General features: G+C 68.8%; 20 protein-coding genes and 1 pseudogene. 13 read left to right on the top strand and 8 right to left on the bottom strand.

Going from position 1 to position 18,496, the window contains the following annotated elements; translation table 11 throughout:
* Positions 1-10 precede the first annotated feature (10 nt).
* Both ACNKFW_RS04720 and ACNKFW_RS04715 read right to left on the bottom strand, forming a co-directional pair.
* Entirely contained in the window at positions 11-742 is a 732-nt protein-coding gene (locus ACNKFW_RS04720; RefSeq protein WP_024845997.1) for a Crp/Fnr family transcriptional regulator, read from the bottom strand.
* Positions 743-867: 125 nt separating this feature from the next.
* On the bottom strand, positions 868-2,184 hold the full coding sequence (locus ACNKFW_RS04715; protein ID WP_036748507.1) for a FliI/YscN family ATPase: 1,317 nt from the start codon (positions 2,182-2,184) through the stop codon (positions 868-870).
* 108 nt (positions 2,185-2,292) lie between these two features.
* Between ACNKFW_RS04715 and ACNKFW_RS04710 the strand changes: the two genes are divergently transcribed.
* From ACNKFW_RS04710 to ACNKFW_RS04665, 10 genes are read left to right on the top strand one after another with little or no spacing between them, the layout of a single operon-like run.
* Positions 2,293-2,682: a FlgB family protein gene (locus ACNKFW_RS04710; RefSeq protein WP_024845995.1), complete on the top strand. Its 390-nt coding sequence runs from the start codon at positions 2,293-2,295 to the stop codon at positions 2,680-2,682.
* Positions 2,683-2,692: 10 nt separating this feature from the next.
* Positions 2,693-3,085: a flagellar basal body rod protein FlgC gene (gene flgC, locus ACNKFW_RS04705; protein WP_024845994.1), complete on the top strand. Its 393-nt coding sequence runs from the start codon at positions 2,693-2,695 to the stop codon at positions 3,083-3,085.
* A gap of 11 nt (positions 3,086-3,096) precedes the next feature.
* Positions 3,097-3,390: a flagellar hook-basal body complex protein FliE gene (locus ACNKFW_RS04700; RefSeq protein WP_418024761.1), complete on the top strand. Its 294-nt coding sequence runs from the start codon at positions 3,097-3,099 to the stop codon at positions 3,388-3,390.
* Positions 3,391-3,399: 9 nt separating this feature from the next.
* Entirely contained in the window at positions 3,400-3,666 is a 267-nt protein-coding gene (locus ACNKFW_RS04695; RefSeq protein WP_024845992.1) for a flagellar biosynthetic protein FliQ, read from the top strand.
* 3 nt (positions 3,667-3,669) lie between these two features.
* Positions 3,670-4,386 carry a flagellar hook-basal body complex protein gene (locus ACNKFW_RS04690; RefSeq protein WP_028710903.1) on the top strand — a complete coding sequence of 239 codons (717 nt, stop codon included), beginning with the start codon at positions 3,670-3,672 and terminating at the stop codon, positions 4,384-4,386.
* Positions 4,387-4,397: 11 nt separating this feature from the next.
* On the top strand, positions 4,398-5,183 hold the full coding sequence (gene flgG, locus ACNKFW_RS04685) for a flagellar basal-body rod protein FlgG (RefSeq protein WP_147427721.1): 786 nt from the start codon (positions 4,398-4,400) through the stop codon (positions 5,181-5,183).
* Entirely contained in the window at positions 5,183-5,599 is a 417-nt protein-coding gene (gene flgA, locus ACNKFW_RS04680) for a flagellar basal body P-ring formation chaperone FlgA (RefSeq protein WP_147427720.1), read from the top strand. Before flgG ends, flgA begins: the two co-directional genes overlap by 1 nt.
* A gap of 10 nt (positions 5,600-5,609) precedes the next feature.
* Complete coding sequence (flgH, locus tag ACNKFW_RS04675) at positions 5,610-6,362, top strand: flagellar basal body L-ring protein FlgH (RefSeq protein WP_051419843.1); 753 nt, start codon at positions 5,610-5,612, stop codon at positions 6,360-6,362.
* A gap of 17 nt (positions 6,363-6,379) precedes the next feature.
* A complete protein-coding gene (locus ACNKFW_RS04670; RefSeq protein WP_418024758.1) occupies positions 6,380-6,667 on the top strand; it encodes a hypothetical protein in 288 nt (95 codons plus the stop codon).
* Positions 6,664-6,915, top strand: coding sequence for a hypothetical protein (locus ACNKFW_RS04665; protein WP_418024757.1), 252 nt, complete (start codon positions 6,664-6,666; stop codon positions 6,913-6,915). Before ACNKFW_RS04670 ends, ACNKFW_RS04665 begins: the two co-directional genes overlap by 4 nt.
* A 225-nt stretch (positions 6,916-7,140) precedes the next feature.
* On the opposite strand, the gene ACNKFW_RS04660 is transcribed toward ACNKFW_RS04665, so the two are convergent.
* From ACNKFW_RS04660 to rfbC, 5 genes are all read right to left on the bottom strand, one after another.
* Positions 7,141-8,190, bottom strand: coding sequence for a glycosyltransferase (locus ACNKFW_RS04660; protein ID WP_024845986.1), 1,050 nt, complete (start codon positions 8,188-8,190; stop codon positions 7,141-7,143).
* Between the two features lie 215 nt (positions 8,191-8,405).
* Positions 8,406-9,308, bottom strand: a complete 903-nt coding sequence (gene rfbA / locus ACNKFW_RS04655) for a glucose-1-phosphate thymidylyltransferase RfbA (RefSeq protein WP_024845985.1) — start codon at positions 9,306-9,308, stop codon at positions 8,406-8,408.
* Positions 9,305-10,156 (bottom strand): dTDP-4-dehydrorhamnose reductase, encoded by an 852-nt coding sequence (gene rfbD, locus ACNKFW_RS04650; RefSeq protein ID WP_147427719.1) that lies wholly within the window; start codon positions 10,154-10,156, stop codon positions 9,305-9,307. Before rfbD ends, rfbA begins: the two co-directional genes overlap by 4 nt.
* Positions 10,153-11,190: a dTDP-glucose 4,6-dehydratase gene (gene rfbB, locus ACNKFW_RS04645; RefSeq protein ID WP_147427718.1), complete on the bottom strand. Its 1,038-nt coding sequence runs from the start codon at positions 11,188-11,190 to the stop codon at positions 10,153-10,155. The genes rfbD and rfbB overlap by 4 nt, the downstream gene beginning before the upstream one ends.
* A complete protein-coding gene (gene rfbC / locus ACNKFW_RS04640) occupies positions 11,187-11,768 on the bottom strand; it encodes a dTDP-4-dehydrorhamnose 3,5-epimerase (protein ID WP_024845982.1) in 582 nt (193 codons plus the stop codon). Before rfbC ends, rfbB begins: the two co-directional genes overlap by 4 nt.
* Positions 11,769-11,968: 200 nt before the next feature.
* Between rfbC and ACNKFW_RS04635 the strand changes: the two genes are divergently transcribed.
* Both ACNKFW_RS04635 and ACNKFW_RS04630 read left to right on the top strand, forming a co-directional pair.
* Positions 11,969-14,914 carry a M10 family metallopeptidase C-terminal domain-containing protein gene (locus ACNKFW_RS04635; protein ID WP_418024754.1) on the top strand — a complete coding sequence of 982 codons (2,946 nt, stop codon included), beginning with the start codon at positions 11,969-11,971 and terminating at the stop codon, positions 14,912-14,914.
* Between the two features lie 17 nt (positions 14,915-14,931).
* A pseudogene (locus tag ACNKFW_RS04630) lies at positions 14,932-15,285 on the top strand (transposase); the annotation flags it as partial.
* Positions 15,286-15,389: 104 nt separating this feature from the next.
* On the opposite strand, the gene ACNKFW_RS04625 reads toward ACNKFW_RS04630, so the two are convergent.
* Complete coding sequence (locus ACNKFW_RS04625) at positions 15,390-16,142, bottom strand: ABC transporter permease (protein ID WP_024845634.1); 753 nt, start codon at positions 16,140-16,142, stop codon at positions 15,390-15,392.
* A gap of 1,234 nt (positions 16,143-17,376) precedes the next feature.
* Between ACNKFW_RS04625 and ACNKFW_RS04620 the strand changes: the two genes are divergently transcribed.
* Positions 17,377-18,495 carry a capsule biosynthesis protein gene (locus ACNKFW_RS04620; protein WP_036764947.1) on the top strand — a complete coding sequence of 373 codons (1,119 nt, stop codon included), beginning with the start codon at positions 17,377-17,379 and terminating at the stop codon, positions 18,493-18,495.
* Position 18,496 lies beyond the last annotated feature (1 nt).

Raw genomic sequence — 18,496 nt, 5'->3', positions numbered from 1 at the left:
TGGGCAGGATCTAGCGCCGGGCCCGGCCCAGTTCCAGATATTCGGGATCGAACCGCGCCAACCGCGCCAGCCTCTGCCAGTCGAGGATCTCGACCTCGGTGCCGATCCAGCGGATCAGCCCGTCGGCGCGCAGGTCGCGCACGGCGCGGTTCACATGGATCGGCGTATAGCCCAGGATGTCGGCCAGTTCCCTTTGCAGCAGCGGCAGGGTGAAGCGGTGGTCCTGCGCCGCGCCCACACTGGCCAGCCGCGTGTAAAGCTCGCATAGAAGATGGGCCAGATGCGCGCTGGAGCGCAGCGAAGCGGCCGCGACCAGCCATTGCCGGTGAATCGCCGCGTCGATCGCGGTGGACATCCACAAGAGCCGGGTCAGATGCGGGAAGTTCTGGGTGATCTGCCGCAGCTCGGCATGATCGACGAACTCGACCTCGGATTCACCGACCGAGATCACGTCATGTTCCAGCCCCGCCAGCACGAAGGCGTGCAGGTCCACGAAATCCCCCGGAACATGCAGGGCGGTGATCACCCGCTCGCCCGGACGCCCGACCAGCTCATGCTGGCGGGCCGACATGCCGCGCAGCATCATGCAGCTGCGCCTGGCCATCCGCCCGCGTGGCACGATCACCTCGCCGGGACGAAAGCAGACATGCTGGGTCGGAATGGCGCGCAGGCAGGCAATATCGGATTCGGAAAGCAGGTCTCGTCTTTGCAAATATCGGACGAAATATTCGGTGATGGCCATGACGCTCCTCGGCTCGACCGCCGAAGATTGTCAACGCGCCGCGGGCGGTGCAATGATCTCGGGACTCCGGTTAACATTCATCAATCATGTCATAGCCCCGCCGGATTCATAGGCTTCTTTCGCCTTCAGCCCGGTTTCGGCGCCGGAACGCCCAGAGCCTCGGCCAAGAGCGCAAAGCTTTGCCCCGCATCGGCGCCTTGCCGGGTGAAGAAGGCGTCCAGGGCCGGGTAAAGCCGCACCGCCTCGTCCAGCCGGGGGTCCGAGCCCGGCGCATAAAGCCCGGCGCGGATCATCAGCTCGGATTCGGCATAGGTGCCCAGCGTCGCCCGCGCCCGCGCGATCAGCGCGTTCTCGGCCGCACTGGCCGCCTGCGGCAGGGAACGCGAGACCGAGCGCAGCACGTCCACCGCCGGGAACCGCCCGCGCTCGGCGATGGCGCGGTCCAGCACGACATGGCCGTCCAGCACGCCGCGCAGGATGTCGGCCACCGGTTCCTCCATGTCCGAGCCGGCGACCAGCACGCTGAAGATCGCGGTGATGTCGCCCGACCCCTCGGGGCCCGGCCCGGAACGCTCGGCCAGCGACATGATCAGATGCGAGGTCGAGGGCGGAAAGCCGCGATAGCTGGGGCTTTCCCCCGCCGCCAAGGCGATTTCCCGATGGGCCTCGGCAAAGCGGGTGATCGAATCGGCCAGGAACAGCACATGCCGGCCCTGGTCGCGGAAATGCTCGGCCACCGTCATCGCCGCCCAGGCGCAACGCCGCCGCATCAGCGGCGACTGATCCGAGGTCGCCACCACCACGACGGCGCGGGCCATCCCTGCCTCACCCAGCGTCTCCTCGACGAATTCGCGCAGTTCGCGCCCGCGCTCGCCCACCAGCGCGATCACCACGACATCGGCCGAGACCCCCTGGGCCAGCGCCGAAAGCAGCGTCGACTTGCCGACGCCCGAGCCGGCGAACAGCCCCATCCGCTGGCCGCGCACCAGGGGCAGCAGCGTGTCGAAGACCGCAAGCCCGGTATCCAGCCGCCCGCCCAGCCGGTTGCGCAGGGCGGCCGGCGGCGGGGCGGGCCGAAAGCCGCGTTCCTCGCCGCCGGCGACCAGAGGACGGCCGTCGAGGGGCCTGCCGAAAGGGTCGATGATTCGCCCGATCCAGCCATTCGCCGGCGCCAGCATCGGCGCAAAAACCAGCTCGACCCGCGTGCCGATCGACAACCCGTCCATCGGCCCCTCGGGCAGGATCGCCGCCTGGTCGGCATGCAGCGCAATGATCTCGCCGCCGAGGTTTTCGCCGGAACGCATTAAAAAGACGACGCGATCACCCAGGGACGCATGGCTGTTCAGCCCGCCCGCCAGGATCACCCCGGCCTGGATCGCGCTGACCTGGCCGAAATGCCGGGTCAGGCGGACCCGCCGTATCCGCGTCGCGATAGATTGCATTTTATCCATTTCGTCCTCGCTTTTTTCGGCGGGCGCCCCTGCCTCGAAAGGGTTTCTAAACCAGTCGAGGTTAAGACCGGGTTTATCGGAACCTGAGGAGAAGCCTCGATGTTTGACCGTATCGACACCCTGCGGATGGCCAGTTCGCTGACGGCCCATGCCGCCGAACGGCAAAAACTGATCGCCCGGAACGTCGCCAATGCCGACACCCCCGGCTTCCGGTCACGCGATCTTGCCGGCTTTGCCGAAACCTATCGCAGCCAGAGGACCACGGGCATGCGCGTCTCGCGGCCGGGGCATCTGGCGGGGGCCGGCTGGGGGGCGGGCTCCGCGCGCATCGCCGATGCCGGTGGCGAGCCCGCGCCCAACGGCAACTCCGTCTCGCTCGAAGACGAGATGTTTCGCAGCGCCGCCGCCAAGCGCCAGTTCGACCTGTCGCTGGCGGTGACCAAGTCCTCGCTTGCGCTGGTCCGCACCAGCCTTGGCCGCCGCGGCTGAGGGGGCGATCATGACCCAGCCGCTTTCCGCGACCGAACTGGCCGTGTCGGGGATGAAATCCCAGGCCGTGCGCCTGCGCCATATTTCGGAAAACATCGCCAATGCCGACACACCCGGCTATCGCCGCAAGCTGGTGGCGTTCCAGGAACAGGTCGATTTCGGCCGCCCGACCGGCGCGGTCGCCGCGGGGCCGACCCGGCTGGACCGGCGCGAATTGCCGCGCGTCTACGACCCCGCGCATCCGATGGCCGACGACGGAGGCTATTACGCGGGCTCCAACGTGGACCTGATCGTCGAGATCGCCGACGCGAAAGAGGCAAGCCGCAGCTACGAGGCCAATCTGCGCGTCTTTGAACAATCCCGCCAGATGGGCAGTTCGCTGCTGGATCTGATCCGCCGCTAAGGGGCAATGCCATGATTTCTTCACCGACAATCGCCGCCACCTCCGCCGCAACCGCCTATGACCGCGCCCGCCATGCCGTCGCCCCGGCCGCGGGCCTGCCGCAGGGTGTGACCAACGCCGCGACGGATTTTGCCCGCGTGATGGAACGGGTCGACCTGGCCGCCACCGGCGCCATGACCGGCAAGACCGAGACGCATGACCTGGTCCACAGCATCGCCCAGGCCGAGATCGCGCTCGAGACCGTGGTAACGATCCGCGACAAGGTGGTCGAGGCCTATCAGGAAATCCTGCGCATGCCGGTCTGAGGGGTAGTCATGGACGAGAACCAGATCTTCGACCTGACCCGGCAGGCGCTGTGGATCGCGGTGCGCATGTCGGCGCCGCTGCTGATCGTGGCGCTGGTGACCGGCGTGGTCATCGGCCTCTTTCAGGCGCTGACCTCGGTACAGGAGATGACGCTGACCTTCGTGCCCAAGATCGGCCTGATGCTGGTGGTGTTCTGGGTCAGTATGAGCTTCATGACCGCGACGCTGACCAGCTTCTTCACCGACCGGATCCTGCCGCAGATCGCGGGGTCATAGGCCATGGAGAACGCGATCTATGCCGCATTGACCCGGCAATCCGGCCTGATGCGAGAGATGCACACCGTCGCCAACAACATCGCCAACGCCAATACCGCCGGCTTCCGGCGCGAGGGCGTGGTGTTTTCGGAATACATGGTGGCGCTGGACGGGCGTGGCGAAACCCTGGCCATGGCCAATGGCCGCGGCCGATTGGTGGATCTTGCCCCCGGCGGCATGACCCAGACCAACGGCCGCTTCGACATGGCCATCGACGGCGAGGGATTCCTGATGGTCCAGACCCCGCAGGGCAACCGCCTGACCCGCGCCGGTGCCTTCATGACCAATGCCGAGGGCGAGCTGGTCAATCCCGACGGCTATCCGCTGCTCGACGACGGCGAGGCCCCGATCGTGATCCCGGCCGGGGTGGGCAGCGTCGGGATCGGCACCGACGGCACCATCTCGGCCGACGGCAGCCCGATCGGCCGGATCGGCGTCTTCGCCAGCCCCGACCCGGCACGGCTGCGTCATATCGCCGGCACGCTCTTCGATCCCGGCGGCGCGGTCGAGCCGCTGGACCAGGCGGTGCTGCGCCAGGGCTTTCTGGAGGATTCCAACGTCGATCCGGTGCTGGAAATCGCCCGCATGATCGAGGTCCAGCGCGCCTATCAGCTGGGCCAGAGCTTCCTCGACCAGGAAGACCAGCGCATCCGCCAGACCATCACCTCGCTGACCCGGTGAAAGGACAAAGCATGAGAGCACTTCAGATCGCGGCATCGGGCATGAGCGCGCAGCAGATGCGCGTCGATGTCATCTCGAACAACCTCGCGAACATGTCCACGACGGGCTACAACCCGCGGCGGGCGGAGTTCGCCGACCTGCAATACCAGCAGGCCACCCGGCCCGGCACGCTGACCGCCGCCACCGGCGCCATGGTCCCGGCGGGCGTGCAGCTTGGCCTGGGCGTGCGCCCGGCCAGCGTGACGGTCATGCTGGCGCAGGGCACCCCGGTCCAGACCAACGGCGATCTGGACATCGCCATCGACGGCAACGGCTATCTGGAGGTCACGATGCCCTCGGGCATCTCGGCCTATACCCGCGACGGCAGCCTGAAACGCTCGGCCGAAGGGCAGGTCGTCACCTCCGAGGGCTATCCGCTGGTGCCCGACATCACCATCCCCGAGGAGGCCCGCAGCATCGCGATCAATGCCGACGGCCAGGTCTTCGCCTATTTCGACGACCGGGTCGAGCCCGAGAACCTGGGCCAGATCACCCTGGCCAATTTCGTCAATGCCAAAGGGCTCGAGGCGATCGGCTCGAACCTGTTCCTGGAAACCGCGGCCTCGGGCGCGCCCCAGGTCGCCACGCCGGGACAAGAGGGGCTGGGCACGATCCGCGCCGGCTTCCTCGAGGAAAGCGCGGTCGATCCGGTGCGCGAGATCGCCGAGCTGATCAAGGCGCAGCGCGGCTACGAGCTGAACTCCAAGGTGATCACCGCCGCGGACCAGATGCTTGGCACCACGGTGCAGGTGCGCTGATGCGGGGGCTCGTGCTTTTGCTGATGCTGCTGCCGCAAGGGACGCTTGCCGGGTCGGTGGTGGCCAACCGCACGCTGCCGGCCGGCACGGTGATCGCGGCCGGCGACGTCTCGCTGGTCCCCGACCAACCCGGCGGTATCGAGGAGATCGCCGCGGTCCTGGGCCAGCAGTTGCGCGTCATGGTCTACCAGGGCCGCCGCATCGACCCCTCGACCCTGACTGCGCCGACCCTGGTCGGGCGCAACCAGATCGTCACCATCGCCTATGAAAAGGCCGCCCTGCGGATCGAGGCCGAGGGCCGCGCGCTTTCGGCCGGCAGCGCCGGGCAGGTCATCCGCGTCATGAACAACGCCTCGCGCGTGACCGTCTCGGGCCGGGTGGCCCCGGACGGGACGGTCATCGTCCGGCAGAACTGAAAGGCAGCCCATGCTCCAGCCCATGTCTCCCCGCCCCGCGCTGCTGCTTGGCGCCCTGTCCCTTGCCCTGTCGCTTTCGGCCTGCGGCCGGGTCTCGCAGATCGGGCAGGTGCCCAACATGACCGCCCCCGAAAGCAGCGTCGAATACCAGGCGATGACCTCGTCGGGCCATGGCGTACAGGAGCTGCCCTATCGGGCGGACAGCACGGCCTCGCTCTGGAGCATGTCGCAGAATTCGCTGGTCGCGGACCGGCGCGCCTCGACGCGCGGCGACATCCTGACCGTGGTGATCGAGATCGACGACAGCGCCGAAATCCAGAACAGTTCGGGGCGCAGCCGCAGTTCGGCCGACAAGGTCGGCATCCCCTCGCTGGCAGGCCTGCCGCAGCGCATCGACCGCATCCTGCCGGAAGGCGCCAGCATGGAGGAACTGGCCGAGGCCAAGGCATCCTCCAGCTACAAGGGCAGCGGCAATATCTCGCGCCGCGACAAGCTGACCCTGCGCGTCGCGGCGACGGTGGTGGACCGGCTGCCCAACGGCGTCCTGCGCATCCAGGGCACGCAGGAGGTGCGGGTGAACTACGAGCTGCGCGAACTGACCGTCAGCGGCTTCGTCCGCCCCTCGGATATCGGGCGGCGCAACGAGATCGCCTATGACCGCATCGCGGGCGCGCGCATTTCCTATGGCGGCCGCGGCCAGATCAGCGATGTCCAGCAGCCACGCTATGGCCAGCAGCTGGCCGACATCCTCTTGCCTTACTGAAGACGGAGGGGGGCCCGGTGAAAAAGATCCTGCTTATCCTGATCCCCCTGCTGGCCTTTCTGGGCGGCGCGGTCGGCGGCGACATGCTGGGCGGCGCGAAGCCGGCTGCCTCCGTCCAGGGCGACGCCGCCACGGCGGCCGAGCCGGGCCATCAGGTGTCCGAATCCGCCGATCCCGCGCAGGGCCATGGCGGCGAGGGCAGCGGCGACGGCGGCGGCGCTGCCGAGGCCAGCCTCGACTGGTTCGCGTTTCCCAACCAGTTTTCGTGCCGATCCTGCGCAACGGCACGCCATCGGCGATCATGATCCTGTCGCTGAGCGTCGAGATGCCCGCCTCGGCCCGCGCAGAGATCGAGGCGCAGGAGCATCGGCTGCGGGACGCCTTGCTGAACGCGCTGATGATCGAGGCGAATACCGGCGGCTTCAACGGCAATTTCACCGCCGAACCCGCCCTGCAACGCCTGCGCGCCGCCCTGCTTGCGGCGGGGCAAAAGGCCGCGGGGCCGAATGTCAGGCGCATCCTGATCGAGGATATCGGCCAGCAGATCCAGTAAGGCTCGGCGATCCGGGCCGGCAGCCATGGCCGAACCGCTTCAAGTGGACGCCCGGTCGGCAGCCTGTTTTCGCACCCGCTGGCACGGCCCTGCTCTTGGCCGATGCATTCCACCGTGGCCGGGGCAACGCATTTTCCGGCCTTCCAAGGCAGGCGTGGCGCCCCGCAACCGCACGGGATTCCGCCAAAAAGGGGGCCGGTGAGCGGCTTCGGATCGCCGGGCGGCTCAGCGGTCGTCGCCGGCGGCCGGCGAGCCGCTCGCGGTGCCCTCGGCCCAGGGGGCAGTCGTGCCGACGCCATCGGCCAGGGCCATGATCTGGGCATGGCTGCGGCCCAGTTCGCCGCGAAAGGCGTCCCGCACCGCCAGCCGGATCAGCCGGCGGCAGATGCGCCGCTCGGCGGCGGGCAGCAACCGGCCCTTGCGCAGCCATTTCAGCAGCATCAGCGCCATCAGCGGCGGAAAGAACAGCCGGCCTGCGACCCGGCGATAGACGAACCAGGCGTTGCGATGCAGGTAATACACCTTCCAGAGCGGCCGGGGCGTCGCCCCCGCGGTCTGGGTCGCGCAATCATGCTCGAACTCCAGGTCCGGGGCGAAAAGCAGCCGGCCGCCGGCCTGGGTCAGTCCCAGGGAATAGAGCACGTCGTCGCCATAGATGAACAGCCGGCCATCGGGATAGCCGGCACGGGCCACCCCGGCGCGCGACACGAAGAAGCCGACGAAGGAGGTGCCGTCCAGGGGCCGCGGCACCGGCGCATCGTAATCGCTGTCGGGAATGTGAAAGGCCGCCCGGCCGCCCCCCGCCAGCACGCGCAGGAAGACCGGCAGGTCGCCGAAGGGGTTGACCCAGGGCCGGTTCATCTCGCAGATCCGGCCGCCGGGAAAGCGCACCGCCGCCGCCAGCGCCTCGGCGCCGGGCCAGCGACCCTCGGCCAGGCCTTGCCGGAACCGGGCGATGGCGCCGGTCGCGGGCCGGGCATCGTCGTCCATCAGGACCAGCCAGTCGGGGTCGAGCCTGCGGCCGGTCTCGCGCATGCCCACCTCGAACCCCAGCGCGCCGCCGCCGTTTTCCGGCATCTCGATGACGACCAGCCGCGGATCGCCCTGCCCGGCCAGCCATTCCCGCGTGCCATCAGTCGAGCCGTTCTCGACCACCACGACATGGTCGAGCGGCTCGGCCAGCAGGCGGGCCAGCGTCTTTTCCAGATGCGCCAGCCGGTTGAAGGTAACGACGACCGCCGCAATGACCGGAGGGGGAGGATCAGGCTGGTTCAAGGCGGGCTCACGGATTGGCTGGCGGAACGGGCGCGAAGCCGGGGCTTCTTAGCAAGAGACGCGGCGGGGATAAAGCGGCCGTGCCCGCCCGCCTGGACGGCAGGCACCCGATTCGCGGCAAGCCGCGCCAAGATCCGGACGTCGCGGAATGCGGGCCGTCCGGCCAGGCCGGGCCCGGACGGGTCCGCAATGCATTCGGACGGTTGCCGGGCCAGCTATTCCCCCTCGCCCAGCAGGCGCAGCAGATAGCGGCCATAGGCATTCTTGGCGCATTGCCCCGCCCTGGCCCGCAGTTCGTCAGCGGAAATCCAGCCGGCCTGGAAGGCGATCTCCTCGGGGCAGCCGGTCTGCAGGCCCTGGCGGTTTTCCAGCGTGCGCACGAAATTCCCCGCATCCAGCAGGCTGGCATGGGTGCCGGTATCCAGCCAGGCGAAGCCGCGGCCCATCTTCTCGACGCTCAGCTGGCCCTCGTGCAGATAGCTCTCCAGAAGCGTGGTGATCTCCAGCTCACCCCGGTCCGAGGGGCGGACCTCGGCCGCGCGCCGCGGCGCCGTGCCGTCCAGGAAGTAAAGCCCGGTGACGGCGAAATTCGACGGCGGCTCGGCCGGTTTCTCGACAATGGCCCGCACCCGGCCCGCCTGATCGAAGTCGACGACGCCATAGCGTTCGGGGTCGGACACCTGGTAGCCGAAGACCGTGCCGCCCGTGTCGCGCCGGTCTGCGGCCTCCAGCAGCAGGGGCAGGCCGTGGCCGAAGAAGATGTTGTCGCCCAGCACCATGGCCGAGGGCGCGCCCGCCAGGAAATCCTCGGCCAGCAGATAGGCCTGCGCCAGCCCGTCGGGCGAGGGCTGCACCAGGTAGTGAAAGCCGAGCCCCCATTGGCTGCCGTCGCCCAACAGGCGGCGGAACTGGTCCTGGTCCTCGGGGGTGGTGATGATGGCGATCTCGCGGATGCCCGACAGCATCAGCACGGTGATCGGGTAATAGATCATCGGCTTGTCATAGATCGGCAGCAGCTGCTTGGACAGGCCCATGGTGATCGGATAAAGCCGCGTGCCCGAGCCGCCGGCCAGGATGATGCCCTTGCGGCGGCTGGCGGAATTTTCGGATTGGGTCATGGTTTCAGCTCCTGCAAGACCTTGGCGAGACCGGCGCGCCAGTCGGGGCGACTGATGCCGAAATCCCGCTGAATGGCGGCGCAGTTCAGGCACGAATTGGCCGGGCGCCGGGCGGGGGTGGGATAATCCGCCGTGGAAATCTCGGTGACGCGGCAGGAAAGTCCGGCCTGCGCCATGATCTCGCGCGCAAAGCCGGCCCAGCTGGTGTCGGGGCTGCCCGCGAAGTGATAGATCCCCCCGCGCGAGGCGTCACCGCGCATCGCGCCCAGCATGGCCAGGCAGGCTGCGGCGATATCGGCCGCCGGGGTCGGGCCGCCCTGCTGGTCGGCGACGACGCGCAGTTCCTCGCGCTCGGCGCCCAGCCGCAGCATGGTCCTGACGAAATTCGCGCCATGGGCCGAGAACACCCAGGAGGTGCGCATGACCGCCCATTGCCCGCCGGCGGCGGCGATGCCCCGCTCTCCGGCCAGCTTGGTCGCGCCATAGACGCCCAGCGGGCCGGTCGGGTCGGTTTCCACCCAAGGTCGCTCGCCCGAGCCGTCGAAGACGTAATCGGTCGAAATATGCAGGAAAGGCACGCCGATCTCCGTCGCGGCCCGGGCCATGGCAGCGGGGGCCTCGGCATTGATGGCGCGGGCCAGGTCGGGCTCGGATTCGGCGCGGTCCACGGCGGTATAGGCCGCGGCGTTCAGCACCGCCGCACAGTCGGATGCCCGGATCGCCGCGGCGCAGGCGGCTGGATCGGTCAGATCGGCCTGGTCGCGGCCGAGGAATCGCGCCCCGGGCGCCAGCCGCGCCAGCTCGGTCGCGACCTGTCCGGTGCGGCCGAAGACCAGAAGGTCCTTCATGCCGTGCCGAGCCTTTCCCCGACCCCCTGCCGGGTCAGCAGCGGCCGCCACCACTCCTCGTTTTGCAGATACCATTCGACGGTGCGCCTCAGCCCCTCCTCGACCGTGACCGAGGGGCGCCAGCCCAACTCGCTGCGGATGCGGGTCGGGTCGATGGCATAGCGCCGGTCGTGGCCCGGCCGGTCAGCGACGAAGGTAATGAGCCGGTCATGCGGCGCGGCATCCGGGCGCAGCCGGTCCATATGGCCGCAGATGCTGCGCACCAAGTCGATATTCCTGGCCTCGTTCTCGCCGCCGATATTGTAGCTGCGGCCGATGCGGCCCTTTTCCAGCACCAGCAGCAGCGCAGCGGCGTGGTCTTCGACATAAAGCCAGTCGCGGACATTGCCGCCGTCGCCATAGACCGGGATCGGCCGGCCGTGCAGCGCGTTCAGGATCACCACCGGCACCAGCTTTTCCGGGAAATGGAACGGCCCGTAATTGTTCGAGCAATTGGTCAGCACCACCGGCAGGCCATAGGTCTCGTGCCAGGCGCGGACCAGGTGGTCCGAGGCGGCTTTCGAGGCCGAATAGGGGCTGCGCGGGTCGTAGGGCGTGTCTTCGGTGAACTGGCCGGTCTCGCCCAGCGAGCCGAAAACCTCGTCGGTCGAGATGTGGTGGAAACGAAACCCCTCGGGCCGGCCCTGCGCGGTCCACCAGGCCCGCGCCGCCTCAAGCAGGTTGTAGGTGCCGGTCACGTTGGTCTCGATGAAGGCGCCCGGCCCGTCGATCGAGCGGTCCACATGGCTTTCCGCGGCCAGATGCATGATCGCATCGGGCCGGTGCGCGGCCAGGATGCGGTCCAGCGCGGCGCGGTCGCGGATGTCGGCCCGTTCGAAGGCGTAGAGCGGGCTGCCGGCCGCCGAGGCCACGTTCTCCAGATTGGCGGCATAGGTCAGCGAATCGAGGTTCACCACCGAATGTCCCCGCGCCACCGCCAGCCGCACCACCGCCGAACCGATGAATCCCGCGCCGCCGGTCACCAGAATCTTCATAATCTCGCCTCGTACTCAAAAGGCCCCTCATAGGTGAAAGGGCTGTCGAACTCGTTCAATGTCGGTGCGGCCGCATCCTTGGCCGACAGGATCGGCGGGCCGGCGACGCCCCAGTCGATGCCGATACTGTCCCAGACCACCGATCCGTCGCAATCGGGCGCATAATAATCCGTACATTTATACAGGATTTCCGTGTCAGGCTCGCGCGTGACGAAACCGTGCAGGAAGCCCGGCGGAATCCACAGCTGGCGGCCGTTTTCAAAGGACAGCTCGCAGCCGGTCCATTGGCCATAACTCGGGCTGCCCCTGCGGATATCGACCGCCACGTCGAAAAGCCGGCCGCGCCCGCAGCGCACCAGCTTGCCCTGGGCATGGGGCGGGGCCTGGAAATGCAGCCCCCGCAAGGTGCCCGCCGCCGCCGATAGCGAATGGTTGTCCTGCACGAATTCCGGCAGGTCCAGCCCCGCCCGATGCAGGGTCTTTCGGCTCCAGCTTTCGCAAAAGAACCCGCGATCATCGCCGAACCGCCGCGGAACAAGGACCAGCACGCCCGGAAGCGAGGTCTTTTGGATCTGCATCTGTCTCTACCAGATTTGCCTTGCGCAGAATGCGTATGGAGCAACTCCCAAAGGCGCGCAAGCGGCGCGCCGCCGGCGCAGCCTATGTCCGCGGCAATTAAAATGCACGGGGAATTACGCGTGACTTCGTGTGCCGGTTTGGCACCCTGTCGGGGCACGATCCCGACCGCCACGCCCGACCGCCACGAACGAAGCCCGCAATGCGATACCGCCACGTTGCCACCTATATCGGCCCCCAAGCACCCTTCGTGACCAATATCACGAATCTGCGGACCTTTTCCGGCCCGGAGGGGCATGCGCTTTACAGCATCACCCATCTCGGCGGCGGCATCGCGGCCTATCGCGTCACCTCGGCCGACCAGCCGATCGAGATGATCGGCGCCCAGCCCCATGCCGCCGCGCTGGGCTATGGCGGCACCCCGGATGCCAGCATCGTCACGCTGAAGGGCGGGCCGGTGCTGTTCGGCACCGGGCTGCGCGATGCGCTGGGTGCCGGCATCCTGCTGGACGGCCAGGGCGGGTTTCGCGACGGCGCGTCGCTGGCCGGGCCGGCAGGGCTGCCCGCCGACGTGATCCGGCTAGGCCAGTTCCAGACGCCGCAGGGGGATTTCCTCTATTCGGCCCGCGACGGGCAGACGGCCTTCGACATCTGGCGGCTGGCCGCGGACGGCGCCATCGCCCATGTCACCCGGGCGGCGCTGCCGCTCGGCTCGGGCGTGCAGGGGACCGAGATCGACGACATGCTGGTGGCCACGCTGGCCGACCGCAGCTTCATCATCTCGGCCTCGGCCACCGGCAACTATGTCGCGGTGCAAATGATCCATGCCGACGGCTCGGTCGGCACGGCGCATATGCTGTGGTCCTGGCACGGCCTTGGCATGGACCAGCCCAGCCACCTGGCCACGGTCGCGGTGGGCGGCGTAACCTATCTGGTGGTCGCGGCGGCGCAAAGCTCGTCCCTGACCACCATGCGCCTGACCTACGAGGGCGCGCTTCTACCGGCCGATCACGTCATCGACGAACGCAACACCCGCTTTGCCGGCGCCACCGCGCTTGCGACCGCGACCCTGGACGGCCGCGCCTTCGTCTTCGTGGGCGGCGGCGACGACGGGCTGAGCGTCTTCACCGTGCTGCCCGAGGGGCGGCTGCTGCACCTGGCCACGCTGGTCGACACCAACGACCGGGCGCTGGCCGATGTCTCGGCGCTTTCGGCGCTGGTGATCGACGGCAAGATCGCGCTTTTCGCCTCGTCGCGCACGGAAAGCGGCATCACGCAATTCGTTTTCGAACCGGGCGGCATCGGCCTGACGCGGGTGGTCGGCGCGGGCTGGCAGTCGGGGACCGAGGGCAACGACATGATGCAGGCCAGCGCCGAGACGAGCAGGCTGGAGGGCGGCGCCGGCGACGACATCCTGATCGCCGGCAGCAGCCCGGTGCAGATGACCGGCGGCGCCGGCGCGGACATCTTTGTGGCGGCCGAGGTCAACGGCAAGATCACCATCACCGATTTCGAGCCGGGGGTGGACCGTCTGGACCTGTCCTTCCTGGGCATGGTCCGCAATGTCGGGCAGTTGGGGTTCAGGCCGGAAAGCTATGGAATCAGGATATTTTACGGAAATTCGGTTATCTGGGTCATGACACGGGACAATACGATGCTGCAGGCCAGCGCCTTTGACAATTCGCTTTTCCCCATCGCGCATTACGCGGCCCCCGACATGCGCACGACGGTGGTGGGCACGGCGGGCAACGACACGCTGAGCGCAGGCCACAACGGCTCGGACGTCTTCGGCCATGCCGGCGACGACCTGCTTCTGGGCGGACCGGGGGACGACAATCTCCAGGGCGGGCCGGGCAACGACACGCTGGAGGGGCGGGACGGCAACGACCTGATCTATGGCGGCAACGGCAATGACAGCCTGGTCGGAGGGGCTGGCGCCGATACGCTGTATGGGGACGCCGGGCATGACACGCTGGCCGGACATGCTGGCGATGACCAACTGTTCGGCGGCGACCTGCTGTTCGGTGGCAACGGCAATGACAGCCTCGTCGGCGGATCCGGGGCCGATACCTTGCGCGGTGAACCTGGCAACGACACGCTGGCCGGACATGACGGCGATGACCAACTGTTCGGCGGCGATGGCAACGACCTGCTGTTCGGTGGCAACGGCAATGACAGCCTCGTCGGCGGATCCGGGGCCGATACCTTGCGCGGCGAGCACGGAAACGACACGCTGGCCGGACATGACGGCGATGACCAGTTGTTCGGCGGCGATGGCAATGACCTGCTGTTCGGTGGCAACGGCAATGACAGCCTCGTCGGCGGATCCGGGGCCGATACCTTGCGCGGCGAGCACGGAAACGACACGCTGGCCGGACATGACGGCAATGACCAGCTGTTCGGCGGCGACGGTAACGACCTGTTGCAAGGAGACGCGGGCAACGACCTTCTGGAAGGCGGTCCGGGCAACGACACCCTCCTCGGCGGCGAGGGGTATGACCTGATGCGGGGCGGCGACGGCAACGACGTGCTAAGGGGCGGTCCGGGCCATGACACGCTTCATGGCGATGCCGGCGCAGATGAACTCAATGGCGACGACGGCCACGACCTGCTTTACGGCGGCGAAGGCAATGACACCCTGCGCGGCGGCCCCGGCCATGACAGCCTGTCCGGCGGTCTCGGCGATGACCTGCTGGACGGCGGCCCGGGCAATGACGAAATTTTCGGCGGCGAGGGCAACGACACCCTGATCGGCGGGACCGGTCATGACAGCTTGCTTGGAGGGGCCGGCGACGACCTGCTTCAGGGCGGTGACGGCAGTGACACGCTGGCAGGCGGGGCGGGCTCCGACACGCTGGTCGGCGGGCTTGGCGCCGACGTGTTCGTGTTCTCGGCCACCGAAGACCTGGACGGCAGCATCGATGTCATCCTGGATTTCCAGCCTGGCGAGGACAGGATCGACCTTGCAGGCCTGGGACTGACCTTTATCGGCAGCGAGAATTTTTCCGCTCCGGGTCAGCTTCGCGCCGACTGGTCGCAGGCCGGCGCGCATCGGCTTCTGGTCGACCTGGACGGCGATGGCACGGCCGAGCTGACGATCGAGCTGGGCGGGCTGGAGCAGTTGAACGCCTCGGACCTGCTTCTCTAGCCTTGGCCGAGGCGAAGGTCCGCCCGATCCGGATGTTCCTCTCGGCAGACCAGACCTCCGACTATATCGGGACGCGGGCGCTCCTGTCGTCTATCCCACGGGCCGGGGCGCTGCTCGGGGAGCGGGGCTAGGATGCCGACGGGTTCCGCAACGCGCTGATCGAGACGGGCATTTCACCCTGCATCCCCTCCCGCACCGGTCGCAAGATACCAATCCCGCACAACGCCGACCTCTACCGCCAACGCCGCAGGATTGAGAACATGTTCGCCAGACTGAAGGACTGGCGGCGCAGCGCAGCCCGCTACGATCGCCGCCCCATCCTGTTTCTCTCGGCCTGCGCCCTCGCCGCGACCGTCATCTATTGGTTGTGAGGCCTGACCATAGGGACGAGCCCCCTTCCCGTTTGCCTTGGCATGCCGGGGATCCGTCCTTCTGTCCTGGCCTTCTGTTCCGGCCGCCCCGTCCGCTTGGGGCTTCACCTTTCGAGGAGCTTGCGGTGGTTTCTCTCGAGCAGGGCGAGGCCCGCCAGCATGAGGGCGAGGGCGAGGGCGACGACATAGGCCTGGCTGAGATAGCCGGCCTCGTAGGTGGGATAGAAGCCGCGCCGCATCAGCCCGGTGCAATGGATCAGCGGGTTGTACCACAGCAGGTTCTGCGCCTGGACCGGCATCATGTCGTAAAGGAAGATCACCCCCGAGATCAGGAACAGCGGCCGGGTCAGGATGTGCCAGACCCGCTCCCAGACCGGGAAGGCGTTCATCAGGTAGCAGTTCAGCACCCCCACCCCGGTGCCCAGCAGCGCCACCAGCAGCAGCGCCTCGAAGACCGAGGGCATGTCCACCGGCCCCGGCAGCTGATAGGCTAGGAAGATGCCGCCGATCACGATGGCGATCACCGCGACATGGGTCAGCGCGTTCAGCACCACCCGCGCCAGCAGCGCATCGAGGAAGGTCACGCTGGGATAGGCCAGCAAGGGCCGCGAGAAGCGGATCGAGGCGGCGGTCTTGTTGGCCAGGTCGGTGAACATGGCAAAGGGCAGGTAGCCGGTGGCATAGAACAGCGGGAAGTTCGAGCCGAGGCCGGGGCTGCGCAGCGCCATGCTGAACAGCACCGACAGAAGCGCCACGCCCAGCACCGGCTCGAGCACCGCCCAGACATAGCCGCCGGCCGAGCGGCCATAGCTGGTGGCCATCTCGCGCAGCATCAGCGCCACCACGGTGCGCGGCATGCGAAAGCGCGGCCCGTTGCGCGACGGGTGCTGCGGCCGGCGGACCCGCGGCGGGCGGGCTGCGCCGGCCTGGCCCTGGGGGCGGCGGATTTCTGGGGCGGTATCGGACATGTGAACGCAAACACTGGCCTGGACGGGCGGCAATATGTAACAACTGCGGCCGAAAGGTAAACCAGCGAAAGCGCAGCTGCCCGTGACCACCCCCTCCATACCGGCCGGCGACCAGGCCGGCCAGCCGGCCGAGCCGGCCAGCCGGGCGCCGGGCGCCGCCCCGCGGCCGGTCGAGGCCGCCGCGCCCCGGCCGGCCGCACCCGCATCGCAATCCACAACCCCGGCCGCAACCCCGGCCGCAACCCCGGCCGCATCCCAGCCTGCAATCCAGCCCGCCTCCCAGCCCGCCCCAGGCGCCCGGCCCCGGCCCGGCCCGGCCCCCCGCCCCTTCCAGGGCCAGCAGGGCCTGGGCGCCCAGGCACGGATCCAGGCGCATATCCAGGCCCAGGCCCAGCCACAGGCACAGGCCCAATCGCGGGGCCAGGGGCCGGGCGACGCCGCGGCGGCGGGGACGCAGCCGCAGGCGCGGCCGCAAGAGCCGCCGCCAAGGCCGGCGGCAGGCAGCAGGCCGGGCCGGCCGCCCGCCGCCCCGGCCGGCCCGCAACAAGGCCCGCAACAGGATGGGCCGCAGGAGCGGCCGCAGGATCGGCGGGGCTCGGGCGGAAAGCCGCCGAGCGGCAGCCCCGCCCGGCCATCCGGCCCGCAACAAGGCCCGCAACCCGGCCCGCAAGCCCAGATCCCCGAATCCCATACCCCCGAATCCCGGAGCGCGACGATGGACCAGGACCGGCCTTCCCAGGAACCCGCCGGCCCGGCCGGCCGGCAGCAGGGCCCAGGATCGGGCCAGGCGGCGCAGAAGCCGCCCGCCGCCCCGGCCGGCCCGCAACAAGGCCCGCAACAAGGCCAGCCATCGGGCCAGCCATCGGGGCAGCCATCGGGGCAAGGCGGGCCGGCGGCGCAGGATCGCCAGCCGGCCCCGGCCGCCTCCCAGGCGCAGCCCCAATCCAGGGCCCCATCCCAGGCTCCATCCCAGGCCGGCCCCCAGCCGCAAGCCCAGGCCAGGCCGCCGGCGCTGCGCCCGCAAGGCCAGCCGATCCCGGTCCGGCCCATGCCGCCTGCCGCGCCCCCTGCCTCCCGGCCGCCCGCCCCCGCTCCGGCCCAGCCCCTGCGCCCGCCGGCCCGCATGGCCGAGCCCCGGCGCCGGCACTGGCTGATCCTGGGCTCCTTCCTGGCGCTGGTGGTGCTGCCCAGCCTCGCCTGGGCCGGCTATCTCTGGCTGCGCGCCGAGGACCAATATGTCTCGACCGTCGGCTTCTCGGTGCGCAAGGAACAGTCCACCTCCTCGATCGATCTCCTGGGCGGGCTGGCGCCGCTGACCGGCGCCGGCGGCAGCGCCTCGGATACCGACATCCTCTACGAATACATCCGCAGCCAGGACATGGTCGAAAGGATCGATGCCAGCCTCGACCTGCGCGCCCGCTTCTCGCGCGCCTGGCCGCATGACTTCGTCTTCGCCTTCGACCCCGAGGGCCATGTCGAGGATCTGACCGATTACTGGCAGCGCCAGGTCAAGGTGCTCTACGACAGCACCACCCAGCTGATCACCCTCAAGGTCAGCGCCTTCACCCCCGAGGACGCCCAGCAGATCGCCGCGGCGGTGTTCCAGGAAAGCTCGGACAAGATCAACCAGCTCTCGACCATCGCCCAGGACGACGCCACCCGCCTGGCCAAGGCCGAGCTCGACAAGGCCCGCGCCGAGCTGACCGAGACCCGCCAGGCCATGACCGCCTTCCGCATGCGCTCGCAGATCGTCGATCCCGAGGCCGATCTCGCCGGGCAGATGGGGGTGCTGAGCGGGCTGCAGGCGCAGCTGGCCGAGGCGCTGGTCGCCCATGACCTGCTTTTGGACAATGCCCAGCCCACCGACCACCGCGTCACCCAGTCCCAGCAGAAGATCGACGCGCTGCGCCGGCTGATCGAGGCCGAGCGCGCCAAGTTCGGCGCCGAGGGCCAGGGCCCGGCCGGCGAAAGCTATGCCCAGCTGATGGCGGAATACGAAAAGCTGGCCGTGGACCGCGAATTCGCCGAGGGCGCCTATCGCTCGGCCCGCATCGCCCATGAGACGGCGCTGGCCGAGGCGCAGCGCCAGGCCCGCTACCTGGCCGCCCATATCGAGCCCAAGGTGGCGCAAAGCCCGACCGAGCCGGACCGGCCCTGGCTCTGGGCGATGATCACCGGCATGCTGCTGGCCGGCTGGTCGATCCTGGTGCTGGTCTATTACAGCGTCCGCGACCGCCGCTAGC

This window comes from Paracoccus sp. TD-10 (assembly GCF_048270675.1).
In the GTDB taxonomy this organism is placed as follows: domain Bacteria; phylum Pseudomonadota; class Alphaproteobacteria; order Rhodobacterales; family Rhodobacteraceae; genus Paracoccus; species Paracoccus pantotrophus.
Note: the sequence above shows the minus strand (reverse complement) of the source record. Positions and strands in the feature narration are given on the sequence as shown.